The following is a 16,498-nucleotide window of genomic DNA, read 5'->3' as shown; positions in this document are numbered from 1 at the left end:
CGATAATGACTATAGCATTTTCGAACTTCTCTTTTAGATATGAGTCGCTGGACAAACCGACGCTAAAAAATATCAATCTAAGGATAGAGAAAGGAGAGAAAATCGTCATTATTGGGCCAAGTGGTAGTGGTAAATCTACCCTAGGTCAGTGTCTCAATGGCTTGATACCTCATGCAATCAAAGGTGAGGTAACCGGCTCTTTAGAGATAAACGGCAAGAATATCTCTGAGTTTTCGATGCACGATTATACCGAGCAAGTCGGCACGGTATTACAAGATACTGACAGCCAGTTTGTAGGTTTGAGTATCGGTGAAGACATCGCTTTCGCACTCGAAAACCAGTTGATGTCGAACATTGACATGTACCCGTTAGTTAAGTCGACTGCAAAAATGGTCGATCTAGCGGACATGCTTGAACGTTCACCTCATGACCTTTCAGGTGGTCAAAAACAGCGAGTGTCCTTAGCGGGCATCTTAGTTGATGACGTTGATATATTGCTGTTCGATGAACCTCTAGCAAGCCTTGACCCGAAAACAGGTAAGGCAACGATTGAGATCATTGATCAGCTGCATAAAGAAACCAACAAGACCATCGTGATTATCGAGCACCGCCTTGAGGATGTCCTGCATCGCGATATCGATCGCGTGATCTTAATGGAACGTGGTGAAATCGTCGCTGACACGACACCCGATGAAATCTTAGCTTCTGAATTACTTGATACACACGGTATTCGTGAACCGCTTTACTTGTCGGCGCTTAAGGCGGCGAAAGCCCCACTAACCTGCGAAGATAAGCTGTCAAACCTCAAAGCTTTAGACTACAAAAGGTTCCGCCCTGCTGTTCAAGCTTGGTTTGCTGAGCGCCCTGCCCCGGTAGCAGATAAGCAATATCCACCTTTACTTGAAGTTCATGGTCTGACTTATTCTTACGACGGCGAGAAAAACGCACTCGAAGATGTGAGCTTCAAGATTGGCAAAGGTGAGTTTGTTTCGATTCTAGGCAAAAACGGTTCGGGTAAATCTACCATAACCAAACTCATCATGGGTGTGATCGATGCCGATTCAGGCTCTTCCTATCTAAATGGTGAAGACCTATCTGAACTTTCTATCTTTGAAAGAAGCCAGAAAGTCGGTGTCGTGATGCAGAACCCAAATCATATGATCTCGCATCATATGATTTTTGATGAGATTGCTTTTGGTCTTCGTAACCGCAACATTGCAGAAGAACTGATCACAGAAAAAGTAGAGCATGTTCTTGAGTTGTGTGGGCTGAGTAAGTTCCGCCATTGGCCGATCGAAGCACTAAGCTACGGCCAGAAAAAACGTGTAACCATCGCTTCTATCTTAGTGTTGGAACCTGAACTTCTCATCTTGGATGAACCAACAGCTGGCCAAGATTACCGAAACTACACGTCAATGTTAGCGTTCATCCAAAAACTCAACCGCGACCTAGATATCACCGTTGTGATCATTTCACACGACATGCACCTCGTTTTAGAATACACCACGCGTTCAATTGTGATTGCAGACAGCAGACTCATCGCTAATGCGGCGATGACAGAAGTATTTAGCCAACCATCACTTCTAGAACGCGCAAATCTTTGTACCACCAGCATTTATGAACTCGCGACCATGATGAAAATCGACGATACTAATGCGTTCATGCAATACTTCATCGACTACGAGAGAAGTGCTCAATGAACGCATCAAAAGTAAAATTCGGCATCAATTACATTGATACAAAATCACCGCTTCACGCACTCAACGGCATCACCAAATTTGCACTCTTCTTGGCTTGGGTAACCGTGGTGTTAACTACGTTTGACCTAAGATTGATTACGCTGCTTATTGTGACTGGTTTATACCTGTTGAAGCTTACCAATGTCCCTGTACGCGTGTATAAGCCTTTGTTATTGGGTACGGCGAGTGTATTAAGCCTAAATGCTTTATTCATGTACCTCCTTGCGCCACAGCAAGGTACTGAGCTTATCGGTAGCGAGAACATATTGTTAACGCTACCTGGCAACTACTCGTTAAGCCAAGAGACCCTGTTTTACTTAGTCACGGTAACGCTTAAATACATGAGCATGTTCCCGATTGCGTTGATATTCGTATTTACTACGCATCCAACTGAATTTGCTGCCAGCCTCAACCGTATCGGTGTTCCTTACAAAATAGCTTATGCGGTGAGCTTAACGCTACGTTACTTGCCAGAAGTTAAGAAAGATTTCGTCAATATCATGCACGCCCAACAGGCTCGTGGTGTAGAGCTTTCGAAGAAAGCGCCCCTAATTACTCGAATCAAAAATGTAGCCAAGGTCCTAGGCCCGCTTATTTTCTCTAGCTTGGACCGCGCAGACGAGATATCTAATGCAATGACGTTGCGAGGTTTTGGTCGACACAAAGCGCGTACTTGGTATAGCTATGCACCTTTGAAACGTGTAGATTTTGTTTGTTTAGCCGTTATCGCATTAGTCGTAATACTCGCCATCACAAAGCGAGTACTTGAAGAGCAGCTGTTCTGGTACCCTTTCTAGCCTTGCAAAGTCATAAGACAACACTGTTAAAGAATCAAAGGCCACTTAGTTAAGTGGCCTTTTTTCACACTAAACAGTAGTTTATGTATAAATTATCGATTAATTATATCTTTTTATGCGTAATTTTTTGTTTTTTAAGGTCTATTACGGAATATTTTGTTAACATCCTCAATCCGTAATTTCTATACAGAATGTCACACCTAATGTGGGATTTATAATGGCTCGAATAACTCAATTACAGAAACTAGAAAATCAAAAAAACTACGATGAAATCGTATTGAACCTTTTTCTGGCTGAAGGACATGAAGCTCTAACTTATGCAAGGATTGCTCAGGAAATTGGCATTAGTTTAACAACGCTTCAGGGCTATTATCCATCGACACGTGCTATCCGAACAGTGCTTCACAAGCACATGTTATCGATTGTTATAGAAAACCTAGACTTCGCTTCGGAAGAGGTCTTTCTTCAATCATGGCAAAATGCTTTAGACAATGAACAATTCCGATACGTTATCAAACTGATGTTTTTTCATGCCTCACAGGTCAAAAGTCCCGAAGCATTCAATGTCAGTTCAGATGGTCTGTTTCGCGAAAAAATGCTGAATAGCTTCGGGACCGACTCTGCTCGCATCCTTGAAACGGTAATAGGACGTTCAATGTTCTACCTAACTAACCTTGGAACACCATCAAATTAGTTTCGAAGCAATAAAAATGGGAGCTTAAAGCTCCCATTTTTTATTTTAACAATCGGTTAATTCAGTTTATAAAAAACCGTCGATAACGGTGGTAGGCGTAGCTCAATCGATGTGTCTAGCCCTTCGCTTTCTACTGATTCAATCTCAGCGACTTTCTTCACTTCAAAACCGCTACCTGCGTAATCAACCGAGTCTGTATTCAACAATAGTGAATACTTCCCTTTTGCTGGAACACCTAATCGGAAATGCTCGTGAGGGACTGGCGTAAAGTTAGAAACTACCAATACACGCTCACCTGACTCACTGATACGCTCATGCGCAAGAATGCTCGCTTCTGCAGAATCTTGTAGACGCCATTCAAAGCCTTTCGGGTCAAAATCAAGGTCATGCATTGCAGCTTCAGAGCGGTATAGGTTATTCAGGTCTCTGGTTAAGCGCTGAACACCTTGATGACGATCGTAATCCAGCAAGAACCATTGCAGTTGATCATCGTGGTTCCATTCAGCCGTCTGACCAAATTCAGCACCCATGAAATTCAACTTCTTACCTGGCTGTGCATACATGTAACCCATATAAGCACGTAAGTTGGCTGTTTGTTGCCATTCATCACCAGGCATCTTGTTATGGATAGACCCCTTACCGTAAACCACCTCATCGTGTGACAAAGATAATACATAATTTTCACTGTGTGCGTAGACCAGCGGGAAAGTAATCGTATCGTGGTGATATTTACGGTTAATCGGGTCCTCTTGGATGTAAGATAAACTGTCGTGCATCCAGCCCATATTCCACTTAAAGCCGAAGCCTAAGCCGCCCATAAAGGTCGGTGCCGAAACACCAGGGAAAGCAGTCGATTCTTCAGCAATCGTCATCGCATTCGGGAAGTGTTTATAAACTTCTTCGTTCATCCACTTAAGGGTAGCAATGGCGTCATAGTTTTCGTTGCCGCCATCTGCGTTCGGAATCCATTGGTCATGGCTACGCGAATAATCGAGATACAGCATCGAAGCAACCGCATCAACACGGATGCCATCGATATGGAATTGTTCGAACCAGTACAAAGCGTTTGCTACCAAGAAACGACGAACATGCTCTTTGCCTAAATCATAAATGTACGAGTTCCAGTCTTGATGCCAACCACGACGTGGATCTGGATCGTGGAACAATGGCGTACCATCGAAGTTTGCTAGGCCGTGATCATCACTTGGGAAGTGAGCAGGAACCCAATCTAGTACCACACCTAAGCCAGCTTGGTGACATTGGTCGACAAAGTATTTGAAATCATCAGGAGATCCAAAACGACTAGTCGGTGCAAATAGACCAACAGGTTGATAACCCCAAGAACCGTAGAATGGGTGCTCTGAAACTGGCATTAGCTCAACGTGTGTGTAGCCAAGATCCGTCAAGTATGGAATTAGCTCTGCCGCAAGCTCGCGATAATTTAAGAACTCTCCTTCGGCGTTACGCTTCCAAGAACCTGCATGCAGTTCATAGAACGAAAGTGCTTCTTTGCGCTTTTGCGTAACAGGGCGATTCTGCCATTGACTATCTTGCCACTCGTAACGAGCGTGGTCGTAAGTCACTGATGAGAACGATGGGTATTGCTCTGAGTAGAAGCCCCATGGGTCAGCTTTATGTGGTAAGCCTTCACCATTTGGCCCTTTTAATTCAAACTTGTATTGAGCGCCTTCTTCCAGTTCAGGAATGAATAGGCCCCACATACCGTAATCTAGGCGTTGCATTGGGTGGCGACGACCATCCCAAGCGTTGAAGTTACCCACCAAACTTGCCGCCGTTGCATGCGGTGCATACACCAAGAAACGCGTACCTGAAATCGTCTGTCCATCACGCTCTAGCGTAATAAACTGAGCCCCCATGTGATGATACATATCTTTAGGTGTATGAAGATCTTCATAACTCGCGTACAGATCGTGGTACTGGTATGGATCATCGATGATCTGCTCTACCCCAGCCCAATCAACCGCAAGTTTATAGTGAGTGAAACGTAGGTCTCTTTTTTGCTTAAGGATGAAGCCACTTTCACCCTCTCGCGCTAACTCAATACGAGGTTCCTTTCCAACGATCAACTCTACTTTATCTGCCCCTGGAATCCATACTCTTAATGCACCTTGATCTGAAGGTAAGTACGGCCCTAAAAACGCAAACGGGTCAGTGAAACAAGCCTGTGATAGTTGGGTATATATTTGTTTTTGCTTTGAAATCGAACTTAGTTCCAAAACGTTTCTCCCTAACCAAACATCCAAAAAATATAATACAAAAATGCCCGCTATTAGTGCGGGCAATATAACGACAATTTATTCTACCAGATGAGCATTCATTATTGAGTGACCGAGGTTGTAGTTTCGTACGCCGTAAGCAAAAAACCACTTATTTTCAAGTCACTCAACGTCATTACTTACCTGCTTTTTCTCGAACGTCTGTCAGCTTAGAAGCGATACGATTGACGCCTTCATGAGCGAAAATTTCGTCCAAGTTCATGGATAGTTTACGACGCCAGTTCGGGTATTCATCTACAGTGCCAGGGATGTTTACTGGCTTGTCCATCTCTAACCAATCTTCCAACTGAACACTCAATAATGTTGAACCACCAGCCGCAACGTGTAGTTGAAGTGCTTCAGCAAGATAAGAGTCCATCGGTACTTGGCTTGCATCACGACCAACACCTTCAGGTAAGAAGCCATGCCATGCCACTGAATCTAAGATACCTTGTTTGCACTCCAGACGGTCATCGAACAAGGTTTCTAGCTGTTCTGCATCTGGGTATAAACCAATCTCTTGACCCATTTTCAAGTCATCACAGTGCCAGAAGCCACGAAGCGTTGGCATATCGTGAGTACACAATGCTGCCATCGATTGTGGTGCGTAGTGTTTCGGTGAAATGAAACCACCATCGTCTTCCGATGTTTCGAAGAAGAACACTTTGTAAGAATGTACGCCCGCATCCGCTAGGATATCAACGATTTCGTCTGGCACGGTGCCTAAATCTTCACCGATAACGCTGCATTGGTAACGGTGAGATTCAAGCGCCAGAATCGAAAGCATATCTTGCACTGGGTAGTAGATGTACGCGCCTTGGGTTGCGTTCTCACCTTTTGGAATCCACCATAAACGCAGCAGACCTAAAACGTGATCAATACGAAGTGCACCACAATGTTTCATGTTGGCACGAAGCAATTTAATGTACGCGTCGTAGCTGGTTTCTTGAAGTACTTCAGGGTTCAGCGGTGGTAAACCCCAGTTTTGACCTAAAGGACCAAGAACATCCGGTGGAGCACCGATACTCGCATCCATCACTAGGTTGCCTTCATCTGCCCACGTTTCGCTACCTGAATCCGCAACGCCTACCGCTAAGTCACGGTAAAGGCCAACAGCCATCCCCTTCTCTTCTGCAAGAGACTGGGCATCGTTGATTTGGCAATCCGCTAACCATTGCAGGTACATGTACAGATGAACGTTTTCTAGGTTCTCTTTGATGTATTTCTGTGTTGCTGGGCTTTCGAATGTGCGGTATTTCTCAGGGAATACAGGCCAGCCCCACATACCTGAATCTTCAGCATGTAACTCACCATGCAGAGCATCAAACGCCGCTTGATGCATCAGGCTTTCACCGCCTTCTTCAACAAACGCTAAGAACGCTTGTGCACGATCGCTGTTTTTATCTAAATGACGAGTCTTAAATTCTGCGAATAACAGAGGCAAGATGCTCATCTTAAGCTCGGACACTTCAGTGTAATTCACCCAGTGTGCTTCACGAGCTTTCTGTAGGCGCTGTTGGAATTCAGCACTGCCTACCGTTTGTTGTGCTTCAGCACTTAACGCGAATTCAGGTACTGAGCTCACATCAATGTATAATATGTTCAACCAACGACGTGAGGACGGGCTGTATGGGCTCGCGCCTTCTGGGTTCGCTGGGAATAATGAGTGGATTGGGTTTAGACCAACAAAATCACCACCGCGAGACGCGATATCGGCAACAAGTTGTTTTAGATCGCCAAAATCACCAATGCCCCAGTTGTGCTGAGTTCTGAGAGTGTAGAGTTGAACGCTTGGTCCCCAAAGCTTTTTGCCTTGCTCGATTAGTGATTGCTTGAAACACGCTTTTGGCGTAATGATTAATGTCATCTCGTAAGGCTTCTTACGGCGCTTACGGCTCACAATTAGCTTGTGGTAACCCCATGCCAAATCACTTGGCAATGCAAACACTAAAGGGCCACCCTCTGCACGCTCATCACGAACGACTTGAGATTGAAGATAGCCTTCAAGTACCTCTCCTTGCTCGGTTTCTAAGCGCCAGCTGAACTCACTTTCACGAGCACTTACACCTAGATTAAGCGCCACTTCTACTGGCTCACCGTCACGCAAGACAAGAACTGGGTCTAGTACATCTTTTTTGTGTTTTCTTTCTGCTGATTTTAGCAGTGCATCATCGCTGCTTGTATCGTAGCCCAATGAAGCCAATAGAGACGTAATCGTCTCGTCTGATACTTGTGCTTCATCGCCCCACGCACTAACGTAACTGTCGGCAATATTTGCCATTTCTGCGACTTGTTTTAATACGGTCTGTTCTTTCATCGCTCTCTCCGAAAACGTTCTAACGCTTTCAATTTTGTAGGGTTGTTATTTAATCTGTTGTTCATCAATCAGCTTGTGAACGATTCAGTTTATAAGCCGTTAATTTGAATACTGGCTTGTGCACAAGTCAATTGAGCCAAGGCAGAAACTGCCTTGGCTGCTTTTGGGTTTATTAACGGTTAACCGCTTCAAGTTTCCAAATATTATTCACGTAGTCGCGGATTGAGCGGTCTGATGTGAACTTACCAACCAATGCTGTGTTAAGAATTGCTTTCTTAGCCCAACCGGCTTGGTCTTTGTACTGCTTGCCCATGTCTTCATGTGCTTTCACATAAGATGCGAAGTCAGCAAGACATAGGTATGGGTCACCACCGTCTAGCAGGCTATCAAACGTTGCACGCAGGAGGCCTGGTTGACCTGGAGAGAACTCATCGCCTGTCAGTAGGTCTAGAGAAGCTTTCAGTAGTGGGTCAGCATTGTAGTAGTCGTAAGGGTTATAACCTTGAGCTTGCAACGCCACAACACCATCAACGTCTAGGCCGAAGATGTAGATATTTTCATCGCCAACTTCTTCACGAATCTCAACGTTTGCACCATCCATCGTACCGATAGTTAGAGCACCGTTTAGAGCCATCTTCATGTTGCCCGTACCTGATGCTTCTTTACCAGCTAATGAAATTTGCTGAGAAACGTCTGCTGCTGGAATGATGATTTCAGCCATGCTCACTCGGTAGTCAGGGATGAATACCACTTTCAACTTGTTGCCGATACGAGGATCGTTGTTGATCTTCTCTGCAATCTTGTTAACCGCAAAGATGATTTCTTTGGCTAGGTGGTAACCTGGAGCTGCTTTCGCTGCGAAGAAACATACGCGTGGCTCACACTCGAAACCAGGTTCGTTTAGAATACGGTGGTACAGAGATAGAATGTGTAGCAAGTCTAGGTGCTGACGCTTGTATTCGTGTAGACGCTTGATTTGCACGTCGAAGATAGCGTTAGTATCTAGCTCGATACCCATGTTTTCTTGAACCCAATCAGCAAGACGCTGTTTGTTTTCTTTCTTAACAGCCATGAATTCTTTTTGGAATTTCGCGTCTGTTGCAAACTTAGCGATGCCTTCTAGCTGCTCAAGTTTTGCAGGCCACTCAGTACCGATCTTACCTGTGATTAACGTAGATAGACCTGGGTTACAGAACTTCAACCAACGACGTGGCGTGATGCCGTTCGTTACGTTAGTCAATTTGCCAGGGAAGATTTCGTTGAACTCAGGGAACAAGTCTTTCTTAACCAGTTGTGAGTGAAGTGCAGCTACACCGTTTACTTTGTAAGAACCAATCACACATAGGTTTGCCATGCGAACCATACGGTGGAAACCTTCTTGAATGATAGAAAGCTTCGCTTGTTTCTCACCATCACCAGGCCACATCTTGCGAACTTCTTGCATGAAGCGGTGGTTAATTTCAAAAATAATTTCCATGTGACGTGGAAGAAGACGATTGATCAAAGATTCAGACCAAGTCTCTAGTGCTTCTGGAAGCAGTGTGTGGTTCGTGTACGCGAACGTGTGAGCACTGATTTCCCAAGCTTGGTCCCAAGTTAAACCTTTCTCATCGATCAGGATGCGCATCAATTCAGGGATAGCGATAGTTGGGTGCGTATCGTTCAGTTGAATCGTTTCTTGTTTAGGAAGGTCTTCTAGAGAGAAACCTGCTGCTTCGTGACGACGTAGAATATCGCGAACAGACGCTGCTGAGTGGAAGTACTGCTGCATTAGACGCAGAGTCTTACCTTTCTCGTGGTTGTCATTCGGGTAAAGTACTTTAGTGATGTTACCTGCATCGATTAGCGAGTGTTGCGCTTCGAAGTAGTCACCGTTGTTAAAGCTTGCTAGTGAGAATGGTGCAATTGCCTGACATTCCCAAAGACGCAGCGGGTAAACCGTGTTTGACTCGTAACCTACGATAGGTAGATCCCAAGGCATTGCTTTTACTTCCATACCCGGAACCCAAGTACGAACTTCTTTACCGTCGATGTATTCAACTTCTACATGACCGTAAAAACCAATGTGTTGTGCTAGTTCTGGACGAGCCACTTCCCATGGGTAACCTTCAACACCACGCCATGCGTCAGGTGCTTCTTGTTGACGACCGTCTTGGAAAGACTGTTTGAATAGACCATATTCGTAGTGAAGACCGTAGCCTACTGTTGGGTATTCTTGAGCGGCACAAGAATCCATGAAACAAGCAGCTAGACGACCAAGGCCACCATTACCTAGTGATGGATCGCGTTCTTCTTCTAGAAGATCCGTTAGGTTTTGACCTAGCTCTTCCATTGCATGAGTGATCTGTTCGTACAGACCCATGCTGATCAGGTTATTACCGGTTAAACGACCAATCAAAAACTCTAGTGAAAGGTAGTTAACGCTCTTCGCGTTCTTAATTTTTTCGTCATTTTCAGTTTCTAACAGATCAAATGTTGTGAGTTCTGCTAGCGCACGCCCCATTGCTAGGTACCATGCGCGGCTATCTGCGTTTTCAATCGTTGTTGCGTAGGTTGCAGATAAATGCTTCTTAACGCTTTCTTGGAACGACACTTTATCGAAAGTTTTTTGCTGAGTTGGTTTCATTTCAGAAATCTCGCTTTTAATAGTTCTAATTCATCTGTGACATATCGTGCATGGTCACCATTAACTAAACATCCTCCCGCCCGTACGACTAACTAGGAGTAGATGAGAGGGCGTAGGGGGCGTACCGACATGGGGTTAGTGATCTGACTCTCATGTTCTGACTTAGAACAAAAACTTGGAGTGACTGAGATCACAAGGTCCCGTTCGATAACTTAACTTCAATTGATGTGACTTTTATTTAACCCATTTGAAGTTATTGCCAAATCTGATATTTAGATCACGAAAAAATTTCTCTCGTCTCATCTTTTACATAAAATCTTGTACAGGGGAGGACAAGGTCACATTAAAAAAACGCCCCACTAAGTGAGATATGTCACAAATAAAGGGCGTAGAACATCAAAAACCTGCAGGAGTGCAAGGTTTCTGAGGAGGATCATAGTCGGTATCGTTTGGCATCACGTACTATGACTGAAGACTTAAGTAATCAGGCGAATGTCATTGGACATGTACTCAACGATAGATTGAGATAATCCATAGCATAAGCCACGGAATAGGTGAAAAACTTAAACATGTGGATCCCTTCGAAACTGACTCGTCCCGGCCGCCTACATAACGCAATCTTGCGACCGAGAGTTCTCGATCTGCTACAACATGCAGATTGCTATAAGCTAGTATTGTTTCGCTCTCCAGCGGGATACGGCAAAACCACCATGGCTGCGCAGTGGCTGGTAGATAAACCCAATGTAGGTTGGTACAGCATCGATGATAGTGACAACGATGCATTCCGGTTCATCAACTACCTCCTACAATCACTCAATAAAGCGACTCAAAATGCCTGTCCTAACGCCCAAAAATTGGCAGAAAAACGACAGTTTTCATCACTGCATTCTTTATTAAGTGAAGTGTTTGCTGAGATGTCTGAATTCCATCACGAATGTTTCCTGGTGCTGGATGACTATCACTTGGTTAATAATGATGACATTCATGAAGCGATGCGCTTTTTCCTCAAACACATGCCCGACAATTTAACGCTTGTGGTAACCAGTCGTGGTACACCACCACTTGGCACAGCAAACCTGCGCGTTCGTGACTTAATGATCGAATTAGGTAATGACTCGCTGGCGTTTGATACCGAAGAAACCACACGCTTTTTCAATCAACGTGTTGCCGATGGCATTGATGACACAACGGCAGACAGTATTTGTAGCTATGTAGAAGGTTGGCCTTCTGCACTGCAACTTATCGCGCTTCAAGCACAACACCAAAAACGCACACTTGCCCAGTCAGCCGAGTCGTTCTCTCACTTTAACCATGCCCACCTTTGGGACTATTTGGTTGAAGAAGTGTTCGATCTATTAGACAAAGAAACTCGACACTTCTTAATGCAATGTTCTGTGCTTGATCACTTCAATGACGAATTAGTCTGCGCACTGACACAACGTGAAGACGCACTCGGAATGATTGAATCACTCAACCGTTTTGGCTTATTCATCTACCCGCTTGAGGGCGAAAAAAACTGGTACCGCTTCCATAATCTGTTTGGTGAATTTCTAGCACACGAACGTCAGGCGCGAATTCCTCAGCAAGAAGCTGAATTGCATCGAAGTGCCGCTAAAGCGTGGATCAAACAGAAAACGCCTCACCAAGCACTACGACATGCACAACGTGCTGAAGACCCGGACCTGATCATTCAAATTCTTACAGAGCACGGCTGGCCGATGTTCAACCAAGGTGAGTTGTCTTCGTTAGAAATGGCGATCAAGCAACTGACCACCGATCAGCTTTACAGCGAGCCTAAGCTATCAATGCTGCGCGCGTGGCTTGCACAAAGCCAGCACCGCTATGATCAAGTGGGTACTTTGTTGGAAGAGGCTGAAACTCAATATCAAGATCGAAACATCGAGCTCGATACTCAACAACAAGGCCAATACAATGCCTTGCGCGCCCAAGTCGCCATCAACAGTAATGAACCTGAAAAAGCATTAGAACTTGCTGAACTTTCGTTGAGTCAGTTAAACACAACAGTTTATCGTAGCCGCATTGTAGCAACCTCGGTTGTTGGTGAAGTGAATCACGTAATGGGCAACCTCAGTCGTGCGTTACCAATGATGCAACAAACAGAGAAACTCGCGCGCCAATATCAGGTTTACCATCAAGCCTTGTGGGCCATTCTGCAACAGAGTGAAATTTTGATTGCTCAAGGCTACGTTCAAGCGGCGTTCGAACTGCAAGACAGTGCGTTCAAATTGATCGAAGAGCATCAATTACAATACGTACCTCTACATGAGTTTCTATTGCGTGTACGTGCCCAGATATTCTGGTGTTGGAACCGATTAGATGAAGCAGAAGAGTGTTGCTACAAAGGTTTAGATATTCTTGGTCACCATTCACCAAGTAAGCACCTGCACAGCTATTCAATGCTGGCTCGTATTTCACTGAGCCGTGGAGAGATTGATAAAGCATCAAAGTTTATCGACCAAATTCAACACCTATTACGCCAATCCACCTACCATGTAGACTGGACGGCGAACGCTTCTCTTTCTCTGATCCTATTTTGGCAAGTAAAAGGCGATAAAGAAGCCATTCGTGATTGGTTAAATGTGGCGGTTCGACCTGAATCAGCGAGTAACCACTTCTGTCAGCTTCAATGGAGAAACATTGTTCGCGCTCATATCATCCTTGAGCAATACGAAGACGCAGAAGAAGCATTGGCATTCTTGAAGAGTGAAGCTCAACGCTCTCACCTTGTGACGGATACCAACCGAAACTTAATCGTGGAAGCGGTACTGCGCACCCAAATTAACGACGAAGACAGTGCTCGCGTACTTCTTGAAGAAGCCTTACACATGACTAACCAAACCGGTATGGTTGGTAACTTCTTAGTAGACGGTGGCACAATTGGTCATATCTTAGATAAGTTGAGCAACAAGCCGGGCTTAGGTGATTTAGAACGTCATCGTGCGCAGCAGATTATGAAAGATATCTCGACGACTCAGCGTAGCCGATCGGTTCACTTCGATGAAGACTTTGTTGAGAATTTGGTTAATCACCCTAATATCCCGGAGCTTGTGCGTACTAGCCCACTCACTCAACGTGAATGGCAGGTGCTTGGCCTGATCTATTCTGGATTCAGTAATGAACAGATCGCTCAAGAGCTCGATGTAGCAGGGACCACCATCAAAACACACATTCGAAATCTTTATCAAAAGCTCAATATTGCCAACCGTAAAGAAGCAATCAGTACTGCCGAGAACTTGCTGCAGTTAATGGGGTATTAAAGCGGATTCGAGATTCGAGATTCGAGATAAAGCATAAGCTAGTCACCCATAGTGGCTGGCTTTTTTTTCTTTGCATGAAGGAAATAGCAGGAAAAAATCACAGATAACCAAACGACAGATAAAAAAATAGCCAACCGCAATAATCGCGATTGGCTCTATATATTTGTGAACAAATCAATAGGTTCACTAACAACGTCAGTTGGCTAGGTGACCCTCGGCTTAAGAAGGGTCAAGTACTACAATGCAGTTAGCGTGCCAACTTTAAAAAGACGTTTTATAAGCCCTGCATCGCATAAAAACTGCTAATTCATCATGCTAATTGCAAAGTGCACTTGCATAATGCAACTAAGATGCAATATTGATAAGAGATCAGTTTCATCATTAAGCACTAGTGATAAAACACTAAGTGGTTGTATTCTAAATATTAGGCACATGTTCACTTCAACTTATTGCCTTACAATTTAAAAGGGGATAAAGCCCTTTCATTGATGGCATATTCATACTTTTTTTACACTAAAGTTTGTATACTGCACAAAATCATCCTCAACTCTATGAAGCAATGAATTACTTAAGTACTTTTTTCAAAGGCATGGCAATGGGCGCAGCCGACGTTGTTCCTGGTGTGTCTGGCGGAACCATCGCATTCATCACAGGTATCTACGATACCTTGCTAGAAAGCATTCGAAGAATTAACCCTAGCGTGCTTGGCTTATGGAAACGTGAAGGCTTCAAGGCTGCGTTTAGCCATATCAATGGGTTTTTCCTAATTTCACTGTTCGCGGGCGTGTTCACCAGCATTGCAACATTCGCGAAACTCATCTCTTGGTTATTGGTTACACATCCAATCCCTTTATGGTCTTTCTTTTTTGGCCTTATCTTGGTATCTGTTTTCCATATTCTTAAACAAGTAGAGAAACGCGATGTAATTCGCTTCGTATTTTTACTGCTCGGTATTGCCTTCGCTTATAGTATTACCGTGCTTAAGCCACTGCAGATGGAACCTACTAGTATCAATGTTCTCATTGCGGGTGCGATTGCGATCTGTGCGATGATCCTACCAGGTATCTCAGGTAGCTTTATCCTGCTATTGATTGGGATGTATGGCCCAGTACTTGGCGCGGTCAAAGAGTTTCAAATTGATGTGCTTGCCCTATTTTTAGGTGGCTGTGTGATCGGTCTACTGACTTTCTCACACATTCTCTCTTGGTTATTGCGCTCATTCCGCGATTTCACATTAGTATTCTTAACTGGCTTGATGATTGGTACGCTACCAAAGATCTGGCCTTGGAAAGAGACCATCAGCTGGCGTACAAACTCCAAAGGTGAGCAAGTTCCTTTGATTCAGGAAAATCTATCGCCTTTCGATTTCGAAGCGGTCACTTCTCAACCATCTCAACTGGTTATGGCGATTGTGATGATGCTTGTTGCCATTGCATTGGTTCTCGGGTTGGAAAAGTTTGCAGAGTGCAATGCTGACTAATCATTCAGCGAACCTTTGTTTAGCATGACAAACCGATGAGTGTAAGAAATACTAAACTCAACGACCCTCTTATATAGACAAAAGCGAAGCCTGTGGCTTCGCTTTTTTACTTCTACCATACGCACAAAATTGCTTTTTGATACAAGCACGTATTGACGGGTATGATAACATCGCCGCTCTTATAAAATTAAATGAGAACACGACATGCACCCGGCATTAAAGGTGGCAGCTCTTGGAGTCGCTCTCGTGGCAGGCTTTTATGGACCACAAGCGATCCAGCAATTTAAAACAACCATGGAACACACCTCAGCTGACGTTAACTTAGACGACTATTGCATGCTTTCAACAGCGTCGTGTAAGCAACAGGAGATTTCTATGTCTCTTGATAGCGAGACCGCCCAACCACTGGTTCCTACTAAAATGAAAGTAGTTTGGGAAGGAGCGGCATCTGAAACATTAATGTTGTCACTCACGGGCTTAGAAATGGACATGGGTTCAGCACGTTTTCAGTTAAAAAATATTGGTAATAATATCTACGAAGGGGATGTGATTTTACCTGTGTGCACCATGGATAAAATGACTTGGCTTGGCGAACTCACCGATGGTGTTGAAACCGTAAACCCTGCAATAAGGATGGCAAGATGAGTAAGAATTGGTCGTTAGCATTAGTGGTAGCGTTTGTACTTGGTTTTGGTGTCAAAAGCTATCTTGATGGGCAAAACGAAGCTCAAGAACAACACGCAGCAAAGCAAGAGTTTTCAATGACCACGCTTTTCGGTAAAGATAACCAGCCAACGGAAATCTTTGACCAAACCGATGACAGAATTCGCATCGTTTACTTTGGTTTCACTCGTTGCCCAGATGTCTGCCCGACTTCTTTAGCGATGCTAGCCGGTGCACTTAACCAAGTCTCTGACGAAGCAAAAGCCAAAATTCGGCCGATGTTTGTTTCACTTGATCCTGAACGTGATGCTGCAGAAGCATCGTACGAATACGCACAATACTTCCACCCAATGATGGAAGGGCTAAGTGGTCCATTGGATGTGACAACAACGCTTGCACACAATTACGGTGTTATTTTTAGAAAAACAAAGCTGGAAGGTTCAGAGTTGGAATACACCCTAGACCACAGCTCATATTTTTATTTTTTAAAGCCCGATGGCACACTGATTACCAAAGTGCCGCATACGTTAACGCCAGCGCCAATTGTTGAGGCCATCAACAAATTGACGCAATAAAACGTAAAAACAAAGAACTTAATGAATAAAGTTCGATCAAAAAAGTCAGGTCC

General features: G+C 44.3%; 10 protein-coding genes. 7 read left to right on the top strand and 3 right to left on the bottom strand.

All coding sequences use genetic code 11. The features are described from left to right. Window positions 1-5: 5 nt before the first annotated feature. From ACFI6G_RS04890 to ACFI6G_RS04880, 3 genes are all read left to right on the top strand, one after another. Window positions 6-1,700 carry an ABC transporter ATP-binding protein gene (locus ACFI6G_RS04890; RefSeq protein WP_462710161.1) on the top strand — a complete coding sequence of 565 codons (1,695 nt, stop codon included), beginning with the start codon at window positions 6-8 and terminating at the stop codon, window positions 1,698-1,700. Further along, window positions 1,697-2,536 carry an energy-coupling factor transporter transmembrane component T family protein gene (locus tag ACFI6G_RS04885; protein ID WP_010431601.1) on the top strand — a complete coding sequence of 280 codons (840 nt, stop codon included), beginning with the start codon at window positions 1,697-1,699 and terminating at the stop codon, window positions 2,534-2,536. Before ACFI6G_RS04890 ends, ACFI6G_RS04885 begins: the two co-directional genes overlap by 4 nt. Before the next feature lie 217 nt (window positions 2,537-2,753). Continuing rightward, complete coding sequence (locus ACFI6G_RS04880; protein WP_010431603.1) at window positions 2,754-3,230, top strand: TetR/AcrR family transcriptional regulator; 477 nt, start codon at window positions 2,754-2,756, stop codon at window positions 3,228-3,230. Between the two features lie 56 nt (window positions 3,231-3,286). Here the strand turns inward: ACFI6G_RS04880 and glgB are convergent, their stop codons facing one another. From glgB to ACFI6G_RS04865, 3 genes are all read right to left on the bottom strand, one after another. Continuing rightward, the gene (gene glgB, locus ACFI6G_RS04875; RefSeq protein ID WP_010431606.1) at window positions 3,287-5,467 is read right to left on the bottom strand and encodes a 1,4-alpha-glucan branching protein GlgB; all 2,181 of its coding nucleotides are present in this window, start codon (window positions 5,465-5,467) and stop codon (window positions 3,287-3,289) included. A 175-nt stretch (window positions 5,468-5,642) separates the two neighbouring features. Further along, entirely contained in the window at window positions 5,643-7,823 is a 2,181-nt protein-coding gene (gene malQ, locus ACFI6G_RS04870) for a 4-alpha-glucanotransferase (RefSeq protein WP_016767391.1), read from the bottom strand. Window positions 7,824-7,995: 172 nt separating this feature from the next. Continuing rightward, window positions 7,996-10,449, bottom strand: coding sequence for a glycogen/starch/alpha-glucan phosphorylase (locus ACFI6G_RS04865; protein ID WP_010431613.1), 2,454 nt, complete (start codon window positions 10,447-10,449; stop codon window positions 7,996-7,998). A gap of 569 nt (window positions 10,450-11,018) precedes the next feature. Between ACFI6G_RS04865 and malT the strand changes: the two genes are divergently transcribed. The 4 genes from malT (at window position 11,019) to ACFI6G_RS04845 (ending at window position 16,445) form a co-directional block, all read left to right on the top strand. After that, window positions 11,019-13,727, top strand: coding sequence for an HTH-type transcriptional regulator MalT (gene malT, locus ACFI6G_RS04860; protein ID WP_010431616.1), 2,709 nt, complete (start codon window positions 11,019-11,021; stop codon window positions 13,725-13,727). A 559-nt stretch (window positions 13,728-14,286) separates the two neighbouring features. Continuing rightward, window positions 14,287-15,207 (top strand): polyprenyl-phosphate transporter, encoded by a 921-nt coding sequence (locus tag ACFI6G_RS04855; RefSeq protein WP_010431618.1) that lies wholly within the window; start codon window positions 14,287-14,289, stop codon window positions 15,205-15,207. Window positions 15,208-15,411: 204 nt separating this feature from the next. Next, window positions 15,412-15,852 (top strand): hypothetical protein, encoded by a 441-nt coding sequence (locus ACFI6G_RS04850; protein WP_010431620.1) that lies wholly within the window; start codon window positions 15,412-15,414, stop codon window positions 15,850-15,852. Continuing rightward, window positions 15,849-16,445, top strand: coding sequence for an SCO family protein (locus tag ACFI6G_RS04845; protein WP_010431623.1), 597 nt, complete (start codon window positions 15,849-15,851; stop codon window positions 16,443-16,445). The genes ACFI6G_RS04850 and ACFI6G_RS04845 overlap by 4 nt, the downstream gene beginning before the upstream one ends. The last annotated feature ends 53 nt before the right edge of the window (window positions 16,446-16,498 follow it).

Source organism: Vibrio sp. PSi01 (genome assembly GCF_054960695.1).
This window is presented reverse-complemented; position numbering and strand designations above follow the sequence as displayed.

Bases quoted from the DNA above. Each gene is read 5' to 3' on its own strand.
- ACFI6G_RS04865 (WP_010431613.1), bottom strand. From the start codon at position 10,449: ATGAAACCAACTCAGCAAAAAACTTTCGATAAAGTGTCGTTCCAAGAA.
- ACFI6G_RS04880 (WP_010431603.1), top strand. From the start codon at position 2,754: ATGGCTCGAATAACTCAATTACAGAAACTAGAAAATCAAAAAAACTAC.
- ACFI6G_RS04890 (WP_462710161.1), top strand. From the start codon at position 6: ATGACTATAGCATTTTCGAACTTCTCTTTTAGATATGAGTCGCTGGAC.
- ACFI6G_RS04855 (WP_010431618.1), top strand. From the start codon at position 14,287: ATGAATTACTTAAGTACTTTTTTCAAAGGCATGGCAATGGGCGCAGCC.
- malQ (WP_016767391.1), bottom strand. From the start codon at position 7,823: ATGAAAGAACAGACCGTATTAAAACAAGTCGCAGAAATGGCAAATATT.
- ACFI6G_RS04885 (WP_010431601.1), top strand. From the start codon at position 1,697: ATGAACGCATCAAAAGTAAAATTCGGCATCAATTACATTGATACAAAA.
- ACFI6G_RS04850 (WP_010431620.1), top strand. From the start codon at position 15,412: ATGCACCCGGCATTAAAGGTGGCAGCTCTTGGAGTCGCTCTCGTGGCA.
- malT (WP_010431616.1), top strand. From the start codon at position 11,019: ATGTGGATCCCTTCGAAACTGACTCGTCCCGGCCGCCTACATAACGCA.
- ACFI6G_RS04845 (WP_010431623.1), top strand. From the start codon at position 15,849: ATGAGTAAGAATTGGTCGTTAGCATTAGTGGTAGCGTTTGTACTTGGT.